Origin of the sequence: Pseudomonas sp. B13(2017) (assembly GCF_002113245.1) — a bacterium.
Classification (GTDB): domain Bacteria; phylum Pseudomonadota; class Gammaproteobacteria; order Pseudomonadales; family Pseudomonadaceae; genus Aquipseudomonas; species Aquipseudomonas putida_Z.
This window is the reverse complement of sequence record NZ_NEJX01000008.1, coordinates 36,243-53,503: the sequence shown is the minus strand read 5'-3', so window position 1 is coordinate 53,503 and position 17,261 is coordinate 36,243. Positions and strand designations below refer to the sequence as shown.

At 65.2% G+C, this 17,261-nt stretch carries 17 protein-coding genes; 6 read left to right on the top strand and 11 right to left on the bottom strand.

Translation table 11 applies throughout. The annotated features are described in order from the left end of the window. Nucleotides 1–27 precede the first annotated feature (27 nt). From CAG44_RS12775 to CAG44_RS12750, 6 genes are all read right to left on the bottom strand, one after another. On the bottom strand, nucleotides 28–1,143 hold the full coding sequence (locus CAG44_RS12775) for a succinylglutamate desuccinylase/aspartoacylase family protein (protein WP_085590209.1): 1,116 nt from the start codon (nucleotides 1,141–1,143) through the stop codon (nucleotides 28–30). Nucleotides 1,144–1,365: 222 nt separating this feature from the next. Then, on the bottom strand, nucleotides 1,366–3,024 hold the full coding sequence (locus CAG44_RS12770; RefSeq protein WP_085692267.1) for an ATP-dependent DNA ligase: 1,659 nt from the start codon (nucleotides 3,022–3,024) through the stop codon (nucleotides 1,366–1,368). Next, entirely contained in the window at nucleotides 3,021–4,037 is a 1,017-nt protein-coding gene (locus CAG44_RS12765; RefSeq protein ID WP_085692266.1) for a ligase-associated DNA damage response exonuclease, read from the bottom strand. The genes CAG44_RS12770 and CAG44_RS12765 overlap by 4 nt, the downstream gene beginning before the upstream one ends. 98 nt (nucleotides 4,038–4,135) lie before the next feature. Continuing rightward, nucleotides 4,136–4,477 carry a hypothetical protein gene (locus CAG44_RS12760; RefSeq protein ID WP_085692265.1) on the bottom strand — a complete coding sequence of 114 codons (342 nt, stop codon included), beginning with the start codon at nucleotides 4,475–4,477 and terminating at the stop codon, nucleotides 4,136–4,138. Nucleotides 4,478–4,582: 105 nt separating this feature from the next. Beyond that, nucleotides 4,583–7,024: a penicillin acylase family protein gene (locus CAG44_RS12755; protein WP_085692264.1), complete on the bottom strand. Its 2,442-nt coding sequence runs from the start codon at nucleotides 7,022–7,024 to the stop codon at nucleotides 4,583–4,585. A gap of 103 nt (nucleotides 7,025–7,127) precedes the next feature. Further along, the gene (locus tag CAG44_RS12750) at nucleotides 7,128–8,468 is read right to left on the bottom strand and encodes a PLP-dependent aminotransferase family protein (protein ID WP_085590199.1); all 1,341 of its coding nucleotides are present in this window, start codon (nucleotides 8,466–8,468) and stop codon (nucleotides 7,128–7,130) included. Between the two features lie 155 nt (nucleotides 8,469–8,623). On the opposite strand from CAG44_RS12750, the gene CAG44_RS12745 reads away from it, so the two are divergent. Then, nucleotides 8,624–9,820 carry an MFS transporter gene (locus tag CAG44_RS12745; RefSeq protein WP_085590197.1) on the top strand — a complete coding sequence of 399 codons (1,197 nt, stop codon included), beginning with the start codon at nucleotides 8,624–8,626 and terminating at the stop codon, nucleotides 9,818–9,820. 54 nt (nucleotides 9,821–9,874) lie between these two features. Here the strand turns inward: CAG44_RS12745 and CAG44_RS12740 are convergent, their stop codons facing one another. Genes CAG44_RS12740 through CAG44_RS12725 form a run of 4 tightly spaced genes read right to left on the bottom strand, consistent with a single transcriptional unit; the run spans nucleotide 9,875 to nucleotide 11,541 of the window. Continuing rightward, the gene (locus CAG44_RS12740) at nucleotides 9,875–10,072 is read right to left on the bottom strand and encodes an SEC-C metal-binding domain-containing protein (protein WP_003258907.1); all 198 of its coding nucleotides are present in this window, start codon (nucleotides 10,070–10,072) and stop codon (nucleotides 9,875–9,877) included. A gap of 7 nt (nucleotides 10,073–10,079) precedes the next feature. Next, nucleotides 10,080–10,565, bottom strand: coding sequence for an LEA type 2 family protein (locus tag CAG44_RS12735; RefSeq protein WP_085692263.1), 486 nt, complete (start codon nucleotides 10,563–10,565; stop codon nucleotides 10,080–10,082). A 2-nt stretch (nucleotides 10,566–10,567) separates the two neighbouring features. Continuing rightward, nucleotides 10,568–11,044 (bottom strand): YchJ family protein, encoded by a 477-nt coding sequence (locus tag CAG44_RS12730; protein WP_085692262.1) that lies wholly within the window; start codon nucleotides 11,042–11,044, stop codon nucleotides 10,568–10,570. 2 nt (nucleotides 11,045–11,046) lie between these two features. Further along, nucleotides 11,047–11,541 carry a DUF6231 family protein gene (locus CAG44_RS12725; RefSeq protein ID WP_085692261.1) on the bottom strand — a complete coding sequence of 165 codons (495 nt, stop codon included), beginning with the start codon at nucleotides 11,539–11,541 and terminating at the stop codon, nucleotides 11,047–11,049. Nucleotides 11,542–11,700: 159 nt separating this feature from the next. Here CAG44_RS12725 and CAG44_RS12720 point away from each other — a divergent pair, with 159 nt between their 5' ends. From CAG44_RS12720 to CAG44_RS12705, 4 genes are all read left to right on the top strand, one after another. Continuing rightward, on the top strand, nucleotides 11,701–12,393 hold the full coding sequence (locus tag CAG44_RS12720; RefSeq protein ID WP_025340371.1) for an OmpA family protein: 693 nt from the start codon (nucleotides 11,701–11,703) through the stop codon (nucleotides 12,391–12,393). An 89-nt stretch (nucleotides 12,394–12,482) separates the two neighbouring features. Beyond that, complete coding sequence (locus CAG44_RS12715; protein ID WP_085692260.1) at nucleotides 12,483–13,202, top strand: OmpA family protein; 720 nt, start codon at nucleotides 12,483–12,485, stop codon at nucleotides 13,200–13,202. Nucleotides 13,203–13,300: 98 nt separating this feature from the next. Further along, nucleotides 13,301–13,576: a DUF1145 domain-containing protein gene (locus CAG44_RS12710; RefSeq protein WP_025340369.1), complete on the top strand. Its 276-nt coding sequence runs from the start codon at nucleotides 13,301–13,303 to the stop codon at nucleotides 13,574–13,576. Beyond that, the gene (locus tag CAG44_RS12705; RefSeq protein WP_024087646.1) at nucleotides 13,569–14,327 is read left to right on the top strand and encodes a hypothetical protein; all 759 of its coding nucleotides are present in this window, start codon (nucleotides 13,569–13,571) and stop codon (nucleotides 14,325–14,327) included. Before CAG44_RS12710 ends, CAG44_RS12705 begins: the two co-directional genes overlap by 8 nt. A 150-nt stretch (nucleotides 14,328–14,477) precedes the next feature. Here CAG44_RS12705 and CAG44_RS12700 read toward each other — a convergent pair whose 3' ends face one another. Further along, complete coding sequence (locus CAG44_RS12700; protein ID WP_085692259.1) at nucleotides 14,478–14,942, bottom strand: CopD family protein; 465 nt, start codon at nucleotides 14,940–14,942, stop codon at nucleotides 14,478–14,480. A gap of 98 nt (nucleotides 14,943–15,040) precedes the next feature. On the opposite strand from CAG44_RS12700, the gene dinG reads away from it, so the two are divergent. Then, nucleotides 15,041–17,185 (top strand): ATP-dependent DNA helicase DinG, encoded by a 2,145-nt coding sequence (gene dinG, locus CAG44_RS12695; RefSeq protein ID WP_013973931.1) that lies wholly within the window; start codon nucleotides 15,041–15,043, stop codon nucleotides 17,183–17,185. Nucleotides 17,186–17,261: the final 76 nt, after the last annotated feature.

Below are 17,261 nucleotides of genomic sequence, written 5' to 3'. Positions count from 1 at the left end.
CCAGCCAGGTGCAATGGTTTTACCGGATCAGTTTGCCAGCAGATAGCCGCTGCGGCACACCTGCTCGCCTGCGACGTGGGCGATGACCATGCCTGCGGTAGCCATGCGCCGTACGTTACGTGCATACAGCAGGCCGGGCTGGCTGTTGTGGATGGCAGTCACCCGGTCGCTGAGCGGGTCGATGACTTCAGCGATCAACTGGCCCGCTTCCAGGTGCTGGCCTGGCCGGGCGTGGTACACCAGCAGCCCGCCCAGTGGCGTTATCACCGGTTCGACGGCGGCCAGCGGCGTGGCCGGGCAGCGCAAGTCGGGCAGGGCCGGGCTTGCGCCTTCGATGACCCCCGCATGGGTCAGGAAATCGAGAATCGCCTGGCAGTCCTTGCTGGCCAGGTCGTGGCTGACATCGGCCTGGCCGCGCAGCTCGACGGTGACCGAGCAGCAGCCCAGCGGAATCGGGAACCGTTTGCCGAAGCGTTGCTGCAACTGCCACCACACCAGGCTGAAGCATTCATCGAACGACTGCCCGCCCGAATCGGTGGCCAGCAGGCTTGCCTGGGCACCCAGGTAGCGGGCCAGCGGTTCGATCTGCGGCCAGGCGTCTGGCGTGGTGTACAGGTGCTCGACCGCCTCGAAGTCGCAGTGCAGGTCCAGCACCATGTCGGCATCGCAGGCCAGGCGCTGCAGTATCAGGCGTTGGGCCTGCAGCGGTGTGCGCGCCGGGTGTGCGTCCAACCCCCGGCGCAGGTATTCGCGGATCAGTGCGAGGTTGTGTGCCGGGTCTTCGGTCAGGTGTTCTTCGATCTGGTCGCCGATGCTGTCGGAAAGGTCGACGAAGTTACGGTTGAAGTTCTCGCCACTTTGCAGTTCGAAACGTCCCAGCGGCGCGTCCAGCAGCACTTGTTCCAGGCCGACCGGGTTGGCCACCGGCACCAGGATGATCTCGCGCTGCAGGCGGCCTTGCTGTTCCAGTTCACCCAGGCGGCGCTTGAGGTGCCAGGCCACCAGCATGCCGGGCAGCTCGTCGGCATGCAGCGAGGCCTGAATATAGACTTTGCCGCCACCGCGAGGTCCGAAGTGGAAGCTGTGCAACTGGCGGGTAATGCCCGGAACGGGCGAGAGCAGGTCGTGAGTTGAATGGTGCATGGTGGTCCTGGGTGCGTGGCGAAAACGGTCTGCGACACAGTCGGCACAGAGATGGAAGCACAGTTTTCGGGCTTGCGCCTCCTTCGATTGCGCCCCGATTACCGCGTCGGCTTCTTCGCGGGCGCGCCCGCTCCCACAAGGAACCTCACAATCCTCGGGCCTGTGATGAACCTGTGGGAGCGGGCGAGCCCGCGAAAAAGCCAACCCGGTATCGAATTGATTTCAGGCCAGCAGCGCCTGCAATGTAGCCAGGTCATCCGCTTCTTCCACTGGCTTGTCCAGCCGCCAGCGCAGCATCCGCGGAAAGCGCACGGCAATGCCGCTCTTGTGCCTCCTGGACAGCGCGATGCCCTCGAAGCCAAGCTCGAACACCAGCGTCGGCGTCACGCTGCGCACCGGCCCGAAGGTTTCAACCGTGGTCTTGCGGATGATGGCGTCGACCTTGCGCATCTCTTCGTCACTGAGCCCTGAATAGGCTTTGGCAAAGGGGACCAGTGCCCGCCCCGGCGTACCGGCTGGCGCGTCCCACACGGCGAAGGTGTAGTCGCTGTACAAGCTGGCCCGCCGGCCGTGGCCGCGCTGGGCATAGATCAGCACGGCATCGACGCTGAACGGGTCGATCTTCCACTTCCACCAGGTGCCCATGTCCTTGGTGCGCCCCACGCCATACAAGGCCTCGCGCTGTTTCAGCATCAGCCCTTCCACCCCCAGGCTGCGGGACTGTTCGCGCTGGCAGGCAAGGTCGGCCCAGTCCCGGCCTTCGAGTAGAGGCGAGAGCAACACCGGGGCCAATGGGTGCTCCTCAAGCACGTGTTCCAGCTGTTGGCGGCGTGCATGCTGCGGCCGGCTGCGCCAGTCCTCGCCTTGCCATTCCAGCAGGTCGTAGGCCTGCAGCACGACCGGCGCGTCGCTCAGCAGCTTCTTGCCCAAGGTCTTGCGACCCAGGCGCTGCTGCAACATGGCAAAGGGTTGTACAGCCAGTTCAGCCGCTGAGCTGCCGGGTTTCCACACCAGGATCTCGCCATCGAGCACGACACCGTCGGGTAGCGTCTGCGCCAGGCTGTGCAATTCGGGGAAGCGTTCGGTGACCAGTTCCTCACCGCGCGACCAGACCCACAGCTGGCCTTCGCGCTTGACCACCTGGGCGCGAATGCCATCCCATTTCCATTCGATCTGCCATTCGCTTGGCGGCCCGAGCAGTGCATCGAGCTGTTCGGTTGCTACCTGCAGGGGGTGGGCCAGAAAAAACGGGTAGGGCTGGCCGCCACGCTGGCTATGTTCATCGTCTGATTCCGGGGCTATCAGCCGTTGATAGCTGGCTGCCGTCGGGCGGTGGCTGATGTCGGTGTAGCCAACCAGGCGCTGGGCCACGCGTTTGGCATCCAGCCCGGCCAGTTGTGCGAGGGCGCGAGTGACCAACAGCTTCGATACCCCCACGCGAAAGCTGCCAGTGATGAGTTTCAGGCAGAGCATCAGGCTGGGGCGGTCCAACTGGGCCCAAAGAGGCGGCAGGCGTTGCTGTATCTCCTCGACCGGCAGGCCACGCAATGGCAACAGATGGGCTTCGACCCAGCGGGCGAGGCCGTCGTCGCCAGGGTGGTGGCTTTCCGGTACCAGCAGGGAAATGGTTTCGGCCAGGTCGCCAACGGCCTGGTAGCATTCCTCGAACAGCCAGTCAGGCAGCCCCGCCAATCTGCCGGCCAGCTCCCGCAGCACGCGTGTAGGCACCAGTTGGCGAGGGCGGCCACCTGCCAGGAAGTACACCGCCCAGGCGGCATCCCCAGCCGGGGCGGTGCTGAAGTAGTCGCGTAGCGCCGTGAGCTTTGCAGTGCTGGAGGTAGTCGCATCCAGCCTCAGGTACAGCTCGGCGAATGCTTTCATGCGTCTGGCTCCGCGGCTACCACGTCATCTTCCTCGCCGTACTCGGTCACGAAGGCGCGGGCATCGAGGCCTTGTTCGATGAGGTAGCGCACCAGCACATTGACCGAGCCATGGGTGACCATCACGCGTTCTGCGCCAGTCTGGCCGATGGCCCAGAGCAACCCCGGCCAATCGGCATGGTCCGAGAGCACGAAACCTCGGTCTACCCCGCGCCGGCGGCGGGTGCCGCGCAACAGCATCCAGCCACTGGCAAAGGCATCGCTGTAGTCGCCGAAACGGCGCATCCAGCTGCTGCCACCCGCCGAAGGCGGTGCCAGGACCAGTGCCTGGCGCAGCAGCGGGTCGTTGCGTGGGATATCGCCCACATAGCGGGTTTGCGGAAGGTAGACGCCAGCGTCCCGGTACACCCGGTTGAGTGGTTCGACAGCGCCATGCACGAGGACAGGACCAATGTTGGCGTCCAGCCCGTGGAGGATTCGCTGGGCCTTGCCGAAGGCATAGCAGAACAGCACGCTGGCTTTGCCCTGTTCGCTATTGGCGCGCCACCAGTTATTGATGCCGGTGAAGATCTCGCCCTGGCTGGGCCAACGGTAGATGGGCAGGCCGAAGGTCGATTCGGTGATGAACGTGTGGCAGCGCACCGGTTCGAACGGCGTGCAGGTGCCGTCGGGTTCCACTTTGTAGTCGCCGGAGGCGACCCAGACCTCGCCCTGGTACTCCAGGCGCACTTGCGCCGAGCCCAGTACATGCCCGGCCGGGTGCAGGCTCAGGGTTACGCCATGGTGCAGCAGGCGTTCGCCGTACGGCAGGGTTTGCAGGTTGATGTCCTGGCCCAGGCGGCTGCGCAGGATGCCGGCGCCTGGGGCGGCGGTGAGGTAATGGCGGTTGCCGACGCGGGCATGGTCGCCGTGGCCGTGGGTGATGACGGCACGCTCCACTGCCCGCCAGGGGTCGATGTAGAAATCACCGGGCGGACAGTACAGGCCTTCGGGGCGGGCGATGACGAGGTCCATGGCTCAACGTCTGGAGTAGGGCTTGCTAGGTCAGAGTGTCGAGGCCCGCGACAAGTTCTATGTGTGAGGCAGCCCTCTCGAGGGCTGCCAGACCCGCGTCAGGAAATAGCGACCTTCCAGCCCGTTTTTCGGGCTTCTTCGATACAGATCTTGGCGACGCGGGCGATGTTCAGGCGTTTGCCGTCATGCATCAAATATGGCGAAGCACGGAAGTGATCCCAAGTGGTATCGACGCTGTTTGGCAGCAGGTCCTCGGTGTCGTAAGTGATTTCCAGGGTGACGGGTGAAGTAACCGCAGGGGCGCAGGCATCTCCGTCGCTGATCATGCGGTAGTCGGCGATTGCAGTTCCCACCCAAAGTTGTGCATTGACGGTAGCGCCAGCTGGAACTTTGAGCGTATCAGGCCAGGAAATTTCAATTTTCAGGGTTTCTTTAGCCATGTTCATCATCCTCTTGATGGAAAGTGTGCCGCACCTGTCCGGGAACAGTGCGGCACCGAGGATGCTAGGTAGCTGGGCGGCTGCCGGTAAGCAGGAAAGGCTCCACTAGCGCCCAGGCACCAACGTCAAACGCTGGTTGCCATACGCCCGCCCGAAGTTCTGCTGCTGCAGTGGCAGGCTCATGAAGCGCCCTTTGAACCAGGCATCCAGCCCGTCGCTGTAATGCGTGCTGGCCGGGTTGCCGGACTGCCCGCTGCTGGTCAGTACCTGCAACGGCTCGGCCTGGCCGAAGTCGACGATCATCCGCGCCGAGGCCGGCAGGCGGGTGTCGAAGTCGCTGCCCCAGGCGTATGGCGTCAGGGCCAGGGTGGTGAAGTCGCCACCGGCAGCCAGCGGCGAGCGGCCGAGGGCGTCGCCCAGGCCATGGTAGGCCGGTGCAGGCCAGCGGTATTGGTGCAGCTTGCCCCACTGCCAGGCGCGGCGGTCGGCGCCCAGTTGCGCGGTGCCGGCATCCACCGCGCCAGCCAGGCTGCGGGCGAGAATTGCCGGCTTGTCTTCTTTCTGCGGGGTGCTGCGGTCATCCCAGAACGGGCTGTCGTCGCGGCCCAGCAGGTGGTCGGCCTGCGCCGAGAACGACAACCGCGCATTGCTGACGAAAGCCTGCCAGGCCGGGCCGGATTCCGGGCCCAGGTCGTCGAGGAAGGTTTGCCGGGCGACTTCCTGGAGGAACAGTTCGTACAGTGCGGCATCGGCCGACACCGGGCTCAGGCGGCCATCGAAGGCCTTGAGCCGGGCCAGCGCGTCGCTGGCCTTGTCGCGCTGTGCGGCGGGCAGGGCGTCGATCGCCTGCTTGAGCGGCTGGGCCATGCCCGGGGCGTCGAACATCTGCTTGAGCTTGTCGGCCAGCAGTGTGGTCTGGTCGTTCTGCAGGGCCATCAGGCTGCGGCTGTCGTGGCGGCCATTGCCGGCCAGCTGGGCCAGGCGCTCGGCGCGCTCGGGGTAGTACCAGGTGCTGGACAGCTGCATGCCATAGCCACGCGGCAGGCTGCGCTGGTTGGCGTGGCCGATCCAGCCGGCGGGCGGGTCCTGATCGTAAGGGTGCAGCATCGGGTCGGCATACCCGTCCCAGTCGTAGCGCCCGTCCCAGCCCGGCGAGGGCAGCAGGCCCTGGCCTTCGCGGCGGTTGGGGTAGCGGCCACTGACTTGCCAGCCGATGTGCTCGGGTTCGGCGAAGACGAAGTTGAGGGCGGCGGCGGTCACTTCACGGGTGCTGTCGAAAGCACGCTCCACGCTCTTGGCGCGGGTCAGGTCGAACAGCGCATCCAGGCTGCGGTCGCCCTTGAACTGTGGCAGGTTCAGTGCCAGGCCCAGGCTGGCATTGCCTGGCTGGGCCAGCAGGGTGCCGTGGCGGGTGTCGTACATCACCTCGCGCAGCGGGCGCTGGCCGCGGACGAAGAAGGTTTCGCTACGGGCGCGGGCCGGCAGCCATTTGCCGTCGGCCAGGTAGCTCAACTGGCTGCCCTGGTGGCGCAGTTGCTCCAGGTACAGGTCCTGGTTGTCGGCCATGACCGCGCTGCTGCTCCAGGCCAGCTTGCCGTTGTAGCCGGCCAGCACGATCGGCAGGCCGGGCAACGACAGGCCGGCGACCTGGTACTTGCCGGTGTGGATCTGCACCGGGCTCAGGGCCCAGGCGGCTCGGCTGTCGCTGGCCAGCAGGCTCTTGCCGCTGCGGCTGCGCTGCGGCGCCAGGGCCAGGTTGGCCGAGCCCGGGCTGCCCAGAAGGTCGAGGTCGGCCAGCTTCTGGCTGGCAGCTGCCAGGGCCGGCAGCCCCGGCAACTGGCTGGCCAGGTTCAGGCCCTTGAGCTTGTCCACTTCGGCGTCGGCCAACGGCTCGTCCGGGGCACCGGGTAGCAGCCAGGCCAGCTTGTCGCTGCCGGCTTTCTGCGCCAGGGTCAGGGCGCTCAGTTCTTCCTGCAGGTTCACCGACTGGCTGAAGGCATACAGGCTGAAGATCAGCGCCGAGTCTTCGGGCTTCCAGTATTCGGGGCGGTAGCCACTGCTGGCCAGGCCGGCGGGCAGCTTGTCGCGGTAGCGGAACAGGTAGGCGTTGACCCCGCGTGCATACACTTCGAAGAAGCGCTTGAGCCGTGGCGACGCGTCGGCGTACTGCTGGGCGGCGCTCTGCTTGAGGTTGGCCGCGCGCATCAGGCGGTCGATGTCCAGCGCGTCGCTGCCGGCCAGTTCTGCCAGGCGGCCCTGGGCCAGCAGGCGCATGGCGACCATCTGCTCGATGCGGTCGCCGGCATGCACATAGCCCAGGCTGAACAGGGCGTCATGGAAGCTGCTGCTTTCGATCAGTGGTGCGCCCATTGCGTTGCGCCGTACCGAGACGTTCTGCGCCAGGCCCTTGAGCGGCTGCACGCCGCTGGTCGGTGGCACGCTGCCCTGGTAGCCGCCCGTCTGGCAGCCGGCCAGCCCGAGCATGCCGAGCAGCGTGGCAGCGGTTGCGAACCGCGGGCGGAATGGAGGAAAGGCGGAGGCGGCCATGACAAGGGCTCCTGCAAGGCGTGGCGGGTTTCGAAAGGCGCTAAGGTAGTGAGCGCGCAGGCGCCGTGCAAGGTCCCTGGGCGGTTTATTTGCCAGTGCCGACTCAAACCTTGAAATGTTCGGCCACGGCGTCGGAAAAGTGCGTGCAATTGATGCGAGCAAGGCGTTGATAGTCACGGCTGACGGCGAAGGCCGAGCCTGGCATCAATAGCACCTTGTGCTGTTCCAGGCGACGCATGAAAGGCTGCAGGTCGGCCAGTTCGGGGTGGTAGACCCACAGGAACATGCCGCCTTGGGGCGTTATGTCGAACTGCCAGCCACGCGCCCGCAACAACTGCTGGGTCTGCGCCTGCTGCCGGATCAGACGCTGCTGCAGGTCTTGCATGTGCCGGGCATAGGTGCCGTCGGACAAGATGGTGTTGACGAAGCGTTCGCAAAACGCCGGCACCGCCACGCAGGTCAGCAGTTTCAGGCGCGTCAGCGGCTCTATCAGCTCTGCCGAGCAGGCGATGTAGCCCACGCGCAATGAAGCGGACAGGCATTTCGAGAAGCTGCCGATGTAGATGACCCGCTCAAGGTTGTCCAGTTCGGCAAAGGTCTGGCGCACACCCGGGCTGAAGTCGCCGTAGACATCGTCCTCGACCACGAAGAAGTCGTGTTCCACCGCCAGGCGCAGGACGCTGAAGGCATTGTGCGGGCTGATGTTGCCGCCGGTCGGGTTGTGGAAGGTGCTGTTGCAGAAGAACGCCTTGACCTTGTGCCTGGCCAGGTGCTCCTTCATGTCTTCCACGCTTGGTCCGTCCTGGGTTCGGCGCACCCCGACCACGTGGCCGCCGGCCAACTGGATCAGCTTGATCAGGTTGCCGTTGCCGGGCTCGTCGACGAACACGTGATCGCCTGGCTTGATCAACAACCGCGCCACCAGGTCCAGCGCTTGTGTGGCGCCCAGTGTAGTCAGCAACTGGCTTGGCCGGGCATCGACACGGGTCAGGCGTTTCAGGTGCACGCACAGCTGTTTGCGCATGGGCAGGTAGCCCTGGATGTCGCCATATTCCGCCAGCGAGCTCTGCTCCAGCCGCGCAGTGCGTCGAATCGCCTTGGCCAGCAGCTCGGTGTCACGCCAGGCGGGTGGCAGCCAGCCGCTGCCCAGTTTGATGTAGTGCTGGCCCCCCTGCAGCAGCTTGAACAGTGGGTCGCCGGCCATGCCTGCGGGCGCATCCACTGCGCCGGTTTGCCGTGTGTGGCTGGCGACGAAGTAGCCGCGGCCAGGAATGGCAGTCAACACACCTTCGCTGACCAGCCGGGCATAGCTGGAGACGACATCGTGGTAGCTGCAGCCAACCGCCGCCGTCAGCTTGCGGATGGACGGCATGCGCTGGCCGGGCAGCCATTCGCCGGCTTCGAGGCGCTGTTTCAACTGGTCATGAAGGCTGTGCGGGCGCATGGCGGGTCCAGCAGCTGTTAGAAAAAATAGCCTAACAGTTAACCGGAAAGCGCGTCGACTGTTCGAATTTCAGGGCGCGGCAGATGCGACCATGCACCTGTCGGCATCTTTCCCAATACCGAAATCGACCCGTCCACCAACCGTGAGCACACGCTATGTCGAGCACACTTCCGCGGCGCACGTACCTGTATTTCACCGCGCAATCGATCAACCTGACGACTGCGGTCATGTCCGTGACCATGGCGGCCATTGTCGGGGCGGCGCTGGCGCCTGCCGCCACGTGGTCCACCGTGCCCTATGGTTTCCAGTTCCTCTGCCTGATGCTGGCCACCTATCCGGTCTCCAGGCTGATGAGCCGTATTGGCCGCAAGCGCGCCTTCATGCTGGGCTCGATCCCTTTGGCGGTGTCTGGCATCAGTGGTTACCTGGCTGTGCAGTACCAGCACTTCCCGACGCTGGTGATCAGCCATTCGGCATTGGGCATCTACATTGCGTTTGCCAACTTCAATCGCTTCGCGGCCACCGACAATCTGGCCCAGAACCTGAAGCCCAAGGCGCTTTCCCTGGTGGTGGCCGGTGGGGTGATCGCTGCCGTGGTCGGGCCGGCGCTCACCGAGTGGCTGAGGGACGTTGGTGGGTATCCGCTGTTTTCGCTGTGCTACGCCGCTTTTGTCGGCCTGGCGGTGATGTCGTTGCTGACAGCGGCCTGCCTGCCCGGCGATACCGGCACCGCCAGTAACGACCGTGCAGCGAAACCGGCTGGCACGACCGCCGAGCCGCTGAGCCCGGTGGTTGCCGTGGCCATGGCAGTGGCCGCGCTGGGCTACGGGATCATGAATTTGCTGATGATCCAGGCGTCCATGCACATGAAATACATGCATGAGGACTTTTCCGACGTTCGCCTGGCGATTCAATGGCATGTGATTGCCATGTTTGCGCCGTCGTTCTTCACCGGCGCCATCATCCACAAGCTCGGCATCCGGGCCACCATCTGTCTCGGCCTGGGCCTGCTGATCGGTTGCACGGCCATGAACATGTGGTCGCACAGCTACGCGATGATGACCTTGTCACTGATAGCCCTGGGCCTGGGTTGGAACCTGACCTACGTGGGCGGTGGGGCGCTGTTGGCGCAGACGCTGCAAAACAGCCCGGCAGCGATGCAGATGCAGGGGAAGAACGATCTGGCCATTGCGGTGTTCGCGACCATTGGCGCATTCAGCCCGTCGCTGTTGCTGGGTACGGTCGGTTGGGATGGCACCAATGCCATTTGCATGGCCCTGTGCATCGTGCTGCTCATGGCCACCGCAGGGTTGCTGCAGCGCAAGGTTTCAGGGCCTGCCAGGGCCAGCTAGGCCCCGGCTACCCACTGCGCGGCCCGCGGCAGGGACGCGCAAGCGCTGTTCAGGTCAGGCGCCGTGGCACTTCTTGAACTTTTTCTGGCTACCGCACGGGCACGGGTCGTTACGGCCAACGTCCTTCAGGGCGTTGCGTACCGGCTCCTGGTGGCCGTGGTTGCAGTGCGGGCCGTGTACATGGCCATGATCGTGGTGGTGATCATGATCGTGGTTGCAGTCAGGGCCATGAACGTGGGGTTGCTGGGACATTGCAGGGTTACTCCAGTTTGTAATCACCGGGGATTATCTCACCACTGCGCGACAAGTGCAGGTCCCGATGGATGAGCAACCCGGTCGCCAGTTCGCCCTGCAGGCTGTAGTGCAGCGGTTGTTCGCTTTTCAGCAGCTTGGCCAGTGGTTTCAGGTGCTGCCACAGGTTGGTCCGCGCGGTGATCTTGAAAGTACGCTGGGCATGCCCGCCGACACTGCGCCACACGCTGGTTTCATCCTGCACCAGCAACAGGTCGTTGAGGCGTATGGCATACGACAGGTTGCGGATGAACAGGCGGCTGTCATTGGGGTTGTCGATTCGCAGATGCAGCACGAATTCCTGCTCCAGCAACCTGGCCTTGACCGTCTCCACCTCGACCAGGTGCACCTCGGGTTCGCGCCAGTCGTCACTGCCCCAGCTGGCGCAGCCCGCCAGCAGTGCCAGCCATGCCATCAAGGTGGCGAGCAGCAGCGGGCGGGTGCGGGCGATCATGTTCAGCTACCCACGTAACTGGCGCAGCATTTCTTGAACTTCTGGCCGCTGGCGCAGGGGCAGGGGTCGTTGCGCCCGGCCTTGAGCCCGACCGTGGGGTCGATGAAGTACCAGCGCCCGGCATGCTGGACAAATGCCGAGCGCTCGCGGTGCTGATGGTCACCCTCCTGGTCGTGCCAGCGTGCAGTGAAGGTGACAAAACCGTGCTCCGGCTGGCCGCCCAGCACCTTTTCGCTTTCCACCTCCAGGCCCAGCCAGGTGCTCTGGGCGCTCCAGGCGGCCATGGCGGCACGGTCCAGGCCGGCTTGCTGGGCGGGCAGGGTGGTGGCCACCAGATAGTCGACCAGGCCCAGCACGTAAGCGCTGTAGCGTGAGCGCATCAGCGCCTGGGCATCCGGTGCCGGGGTGCCGGCATGGTAATGCCCGCAGCAGGCGTCGAGCAGGTTGCCACTGCCACAAGGGCAGACCGAGACACTCATCATCACCACCAGTACTTGCCGAAGTTTTCAGGGTTGGCCCAGAACTTGGCATTCAGCCAGTCCGGTACCTGCTTGTAGTCATGTAAATCATAGGTGAACAGGCTCAATACCTGCTGGTCACGGCGGAATTTCTCGCTGGCCGACAGGGCCAGGGCAAAGAAATCGGTGTCTTGCCAGCCACAGGCGGCCAGGTCGGCCAGCACCGCGACCCGGTTGGCATTGAGGTTGCGAATGCCGCCGAGCAATTCCAGGCCGGTGCGTTTGGGCAGGTGCTCCAGGCAGTCCACCAGTACCGCCAGGTCAAAGCGCTGGGCTGCCAGTTCGGCCGGCAGCGGGCCAGGGGCGGCCGTGGCGATGGTTACCTGTGGGTGCGCCTGGGCGAAGGCGTCCAGCGCCGGGAAACGCGTGCCCACCAGCAGCAGGCGTTGCGGGGTGAAGCGCTCGAGCAGGGCCGCCAGGGCCTGCTGCGGGGTGCGCTGGGAAAAACCGTCGGTCATTGGCAATCCTCGTTGAAGTCGTCCAAGACTAGCGGGCCGCAGCGTGCGGGCAAAGAGGCATGTGACTGTGTCGTGGCTTATTGGTGGCAGGGATCAGATGCTCGGTCTTTACTCCCTGAAATCGGCCTTATGCCGATTCCCCCTAGGAGAAGCAATGAAATGAGCATAGTACGCACAGCGATACCCCTGGTTCTGCTCACCAGTGTGTTGACTGGTTGTGCAGGTTTGCAAAAGACCGACTGGCCGAAATGTGCCGCCGTCGGGGGTGTAAGCGGCGCTGCCCTGGGCGCCATCGAGAGCTCCAGCTGGGCTGGTTGGGGCGCGTTGCTGGGCGGTGGCCTGGCGGCGGGCTATTGCTGGGCCCATGGCGATGGCGACGAGGATGGCGACGGCGTGCCGGACAGCCGTGACAAGTGCCCAGGTACTCCGCGCGGTGTGCAGGTCGATGCCAACGGCTGCCCGCCGGAGCCAGCCGCGGTGGTCGAGGAAGTGGTGGTGCAGAAGGAAGAGGTCATCGTCATCCGCGATGTGCACTTCGAGTTCGACTCTGCGCGCCTGACCGCCAGCGACAAGGAGCGCCTCAACACCATTGCCACGCGCCTGAAACAGGAAGCGCCGTCCGCCCGCCTGAGCGTCAGCGGCCATACCGACAGCGTCGGCTCCGACAGCTACAACCAGAAACTGTCCGAGCGCCGTGCCCACTCGGTGACCGATTACCTGGTCGAGAGCGGTGTGCCGCGCAGCAGCTTCGTGTCGGTGGTCGGTGCCGGTGAAACCCAGCCGGTGGCAGACAACGCCACGGCCGATGGGCGCGCCATGAACCGCCGTACCGAGATCAAGATCCAGCGATAGAAACGCGTGCGCCCGTGCCTTGAGCAGTGGTGCGGGCGCGTCTTCACGGCGGTCAGCCGTCCGTGGCCAATGACACAGGAGCATTCAGCATGAGTGTGACGTCGAAGGCGGCGCTGCAGCTGTTGGTGGCTGCCAGCCTGCTCGCGGGCTGCGCCACCCACAGCGATGGCAGCGCGCCGCTCAACCAGAGGACCTGGCCCATCTGCAGCCTGCTCGGCGGCCTGGTCGGTGGTGGCCTGGGCGCCATCGAAAGTTCGAGCTGGGCGGCTGGCGGCGGTGCCCTTGGCGCCATTGCAGGGGGCCTGATCTGTTACGCCCAGGATGGCGACGAAGATGGCGATGGCATTTTCGACCGCCGCGATCGTTGCCCCGATACCCCCGCCAACACTGCGGTCGACCACATGGGTTGCCCGTTGAAGGTGTACCCCGCATCACAGCCCGCCACTGAACCTGAACCGTCGCCAGAGGTGATCATCCTGGATGACAACGGCGCGGTGATGTTCGCCTTCGATTCCGCCGAGCTGACTCCGGCGGCCCAGCAGCGCCTGCAAGGCCTGGTGGCGAAGCTCGATTCACCGACGGTGGCGAAAGTAAGCGTGATCGGGCATACCGACAACGTAGGCTCCGACAGCTACAACCAGGCACTTTCCGAACGCCGCGCCAGCAGCGTGGCCGTTTACCTGATCAGCCAGGGGCTGGAGGCGGGCAAGGTCACCAGCCAGGGGCGCGGCGAGAGTGAACCGCTCACCGACAACGAAAGCGAGGAGGGCCGCGCCCGCAACCGACGGGTGGAACTGCACCTCAACTGAGTGGTGCTGGCGCCTGTCCTGGCATTGCAGTTAATGTTGGTCGCACGGCCCGCTCGAACGGGCCGTCTCGACATAACAACAATCCATGGGGGCGGGATATGAAGTTCATCCTGGGCTTGGGCAAGGTCCTGACAGTCGCTTTCTGGGGTGTGGTGTTGTTCAATCAGTTGATGCCACAACCCTTGCCCTTCAATCTGCTGATCAACGCCGCCGGCATCACCTTGCTGGGCCTGCACCTGCTCGAAGTGCTGTTCTTCAATGGCAGCCTGCGCGGGCGCAGCCACCGCTGGTTCGATCGTCTGCAGATCCTGTTGACGGGTATCTTCCATGTCATGTCCATCCCCCGTGTGCAGGAGGCGCCGCGAAATGCGTAATCTGATGTTGCTGGCCATGTTGGCCGCTCCCCTGGCCCAGGCCGAAAGCCTGGAGGTTGCTGCCAATTCCATGCTGCGCCTGCCCGACAAGTCGGCAAGCGTGCACCTGGCCCAGTTGCGTGTCGCCGATGCCGCAACCCTGCTGCTGCCTGCCACGCTCGCTGAGTTGAAGGTCGACCAGCTGGAGTTGGGGCGCGATGCACGTATCGCCATTGCACCTTCCGATAGCCCGTTGCTGATCGAGGCGCGCAGTGCGCGGCTGGGTGAGGGGAGCGAATTCAGTGCGCCGGGAGCGGCGGGTACTTACCAGCGGGGAGCCCGGTCGGGCCGCAGCCTGGACCTGAAACTGGCTGAAGTGGATGCCGAGCGCCTGGCCATCGATGCCCGTGGCGGTGCCGGTGCGCCGGGGTACGTGGGGCTCGATGGCGCCAACGGCCAGGCCGGTGGCTGCACCTGGGGCCAGGCCAGCCGCGGTGCCAATGGCGATGACGGCGGCAACGGGCACGATGGTGCGCCGGGTGGGCGCATCCGCTTGAGCGTGCCGCAGGGCTTCCCGCAAGAACGCATCGTGGTGCGCCTGGACGGCGGCGCACCGGGCAAGGCCGGGGCTGCAGGCAAGGCCGGCAAGGGCGGGGCTAGCAAGGGTTGCCTGGTGTACCGCACAGACGCCGGCGCCAACGGCCGGCCGGGGCAGCCGGGCCAGCCTGGGTTGGCCGGGGCTGCAGGTGAGCTGATTCTGCAGCGCCTCTGAAGCCTTGCCGCGCCCCCTGTAGGAGCGGCCTTGTGTCGCGATGGGCTGCGCAGCAGCCCCAGGATTTCAGCGCCTTCGCACAAATTGCCGGGGCTGCTGCGCAGCCCATCGCGACACAAGGCCGCTCCTACAGGGGCCGCGCAGATCCTGTCAGAGCATCAGCCGCGAACTGGCCACGGCTACCACCGCCAGGCCCAGCAGCAGGTTGATCCCCACCATCCGCCGAATCCGCCCCAGCACTGCCGCACCTGCCGGCCAGTCCTCGGCCTGCACCGCCGCCCTCAGCTCCGGCAGCAGCAACGCCTGAATGCGCATGAACAGGGCAAACATGGCGATGCCCCCACCGATCATCACCTGCACATACTTCGGTGCAGTCTCGAAGCCGCTGAAGCGCATGTGCAACATGCCGATACCACTTATCGCCAAAATCGCCACGGCCAGCCAGACCCAACCGAAGAAGCGTCGGAAAACTTCCACCCACAAGCGCAGCCGGGCAGGCCCTTCAAGGGCTGCAACCGTTGCCGGGCGCAGCACCAGCCAGGCGAAGAACATGCCGCCGACCCACACCAGGGCGGCCAGGACATGCATTGTGTAGGGCAGGGCAAAGGCAAGCATCCGGATCTCCATGCGGCATAAAGGGCAATAGCGGGGTATGATAGCCGCCCCATGCGAAACACTGAAAATATATCCAGCCCGCCGGGCGCCTGCAGACCATGATCAGCAACGAACTCAAAGCCACCATCCAGGGCGCCTATACGCGTTTTCTCGAAGCCAAGAGCCTCAAGCCGCGCTATGGCCAGCGCCTGATGATCGCCGAAGTGGCCAAGGTGCTTGGCGACATCGCCTGCGACGAAGAAGGCCGCCGTGCCGGCGAGCCTGCCGTGGTGGCAGTGGAGGCGGGCACCGGTACCGGCAAGACGGTGGCCTACAGCCTGGCTGCCATTCCGGCCGCCAAGGCCGCCGGCAAGCGCCTGGTGATCGCCACCGCCACCGTGGCGCTGCAGGAGCAGATCGTCTTCAAGGACCTGCCCGACCTCATGCGCAGCAGCGGGCTGAACTTCAGCTTCGCCCTGGCCAAGGGCCGTGGCCGCTACCTGTGCCTGTCCAAGCTCGACATCCTGCTGCAGGAAGGCCACGCCCAATCGGCCACCGCCCAGCTGTTCGAGGAAGAAGGCTTCCACATCGAAGTCGACGAGCGCAGCCAGAAGCTGTTCAACAGCATGATCGAGAAGCTTGCCGGCAACCGCTGGGACGGTGACCGCGACAGCTGGCCCGAAGCCCTCGAAGACCAGGACTGGGCGCGTCTGACCACCGACCACAGCCAGTGCACCGGCCGTCATTGCCCGAACTTCCAGCAGTGCGTGTTCTACAAGGCCCGCGAAGGCATGGGCAAGGTCGACGTGATCGTCACCAACCACGACATGGTGCTGGCCGACCTGGCCCTGGGCGGCGGCGCGGTATTGCCCGACCCGCGCGACACCATGTACGTGTTCGACGAAGGCCACCACCTGCCGGACAAGGCCATCGGCCATTTCGCCCACTATTCGCGCCTGCGCTCCACTGCCGACTGGCTGGAGCAGACCGCCAAGAACCTGACCAAGCTGCTGGCCCAGCACCCGCTGCCCGGTGACCTGGGCAAGTACATCGAACAGGTGCCGGAGCTTGCGCGGGAAGTGCGCACCCAGCAGCAGTTCATGTTCACCCTGTGCGAGCAGGTTGCCGACTTCCGCCCCAGCGAGGACAACGAAGGCCGTGAGCGCCCGCGCTACCGCTTCGAAGGCGGCGTGGTGCCGGAGCAGATTCGCGAAGTGGGCATCGAGCTGAAAAAGGGCTTTGCCCGCCTCAACGACCTGTTCACCCGCCTGGCCGACCTGCTCAAGGAAGGCATGGATGGTGAGGTCAACATCGGCATCGCCAGCCACCAGGCCGAGGAGTGGTACCCACTGTTCGGTAGCCTGGTCACCCGTGCCCAGGGCAACTGGGAGCTGTGGACGGCCTTTACCGCTGAAGACCCGGAAGACAGCCCGCCCATGGCCCGCTGGCTGACCCTGGCCGAGAGCGGTGCGCTGTTCGACATCGAAGTCAACGCCAGCCCCATCCTGGCCGCCGAAATGCTTCGCCGCAGCCTGTGGAGCGTGGCCCATGGCGCGCTGGTGACCTCGGCGACGCTGACCGCGCTGGGCAAGTTCGACCGCTTCCGCATGCGCTCGGGGTTGCCGCGTGACGCGGTCACCTGCGTGGTGCCCAGCCCGTTCGTGCATGGCGATGCCGGCCTGCTGCGGGTCCCCGACCTCAAGGCCGACCCGAGGGATGCGGCGGCGCATACCGCAGCGATCATCCGCGAACTGCCGAACATCGTCGAAGATGCCCGCGGCGCGCTGGTGCTGTTCTCCTCGCGCAAGCAGATGCAGGACGTGTTCGATGGCCTGGACCGTGACTGGCGCAAGCTGGTGCTGATCCAGGGCAACCTGTCCAAGCAGGAAACCCTGAACAAGCACAAGGCGCGTGTCGACGATGGCCAGCACAGCGTGCTGTTCGGCCTGGCCAGCTTTGCCGAGGGTGTCGACCTGCCGGGTGCCTACTGCGAGCACGTGGTGATCGCCAAGATTCCCTTCGCCGTGCCCGACGACCCGGTCGAAGCGGCGTTGGCCGAGTGGATCGAAGCTCGCGGCGGCAACCCGTTCATGGAAATTGCCGTGCCCGACGCCTCGCTGCGGCTGATCCAGGCCTGCGGCCGCCTGCTGCGAACCGAACAGGATCGCGGTGTCATCACCTTGCTTGACCGGCGCCTGGTCACCCAGCGCTACGGCAAGGCTATTCTCAATGCGCTGCCGCCGTTCCGGCGGGAGATTTCCTGACCGCCGGAGCACACTTGCTCCGGCGCGATGTCCATTACTCAGTCGTGGGCCATGAGGGCCCTGAAGGAGAGCCCCA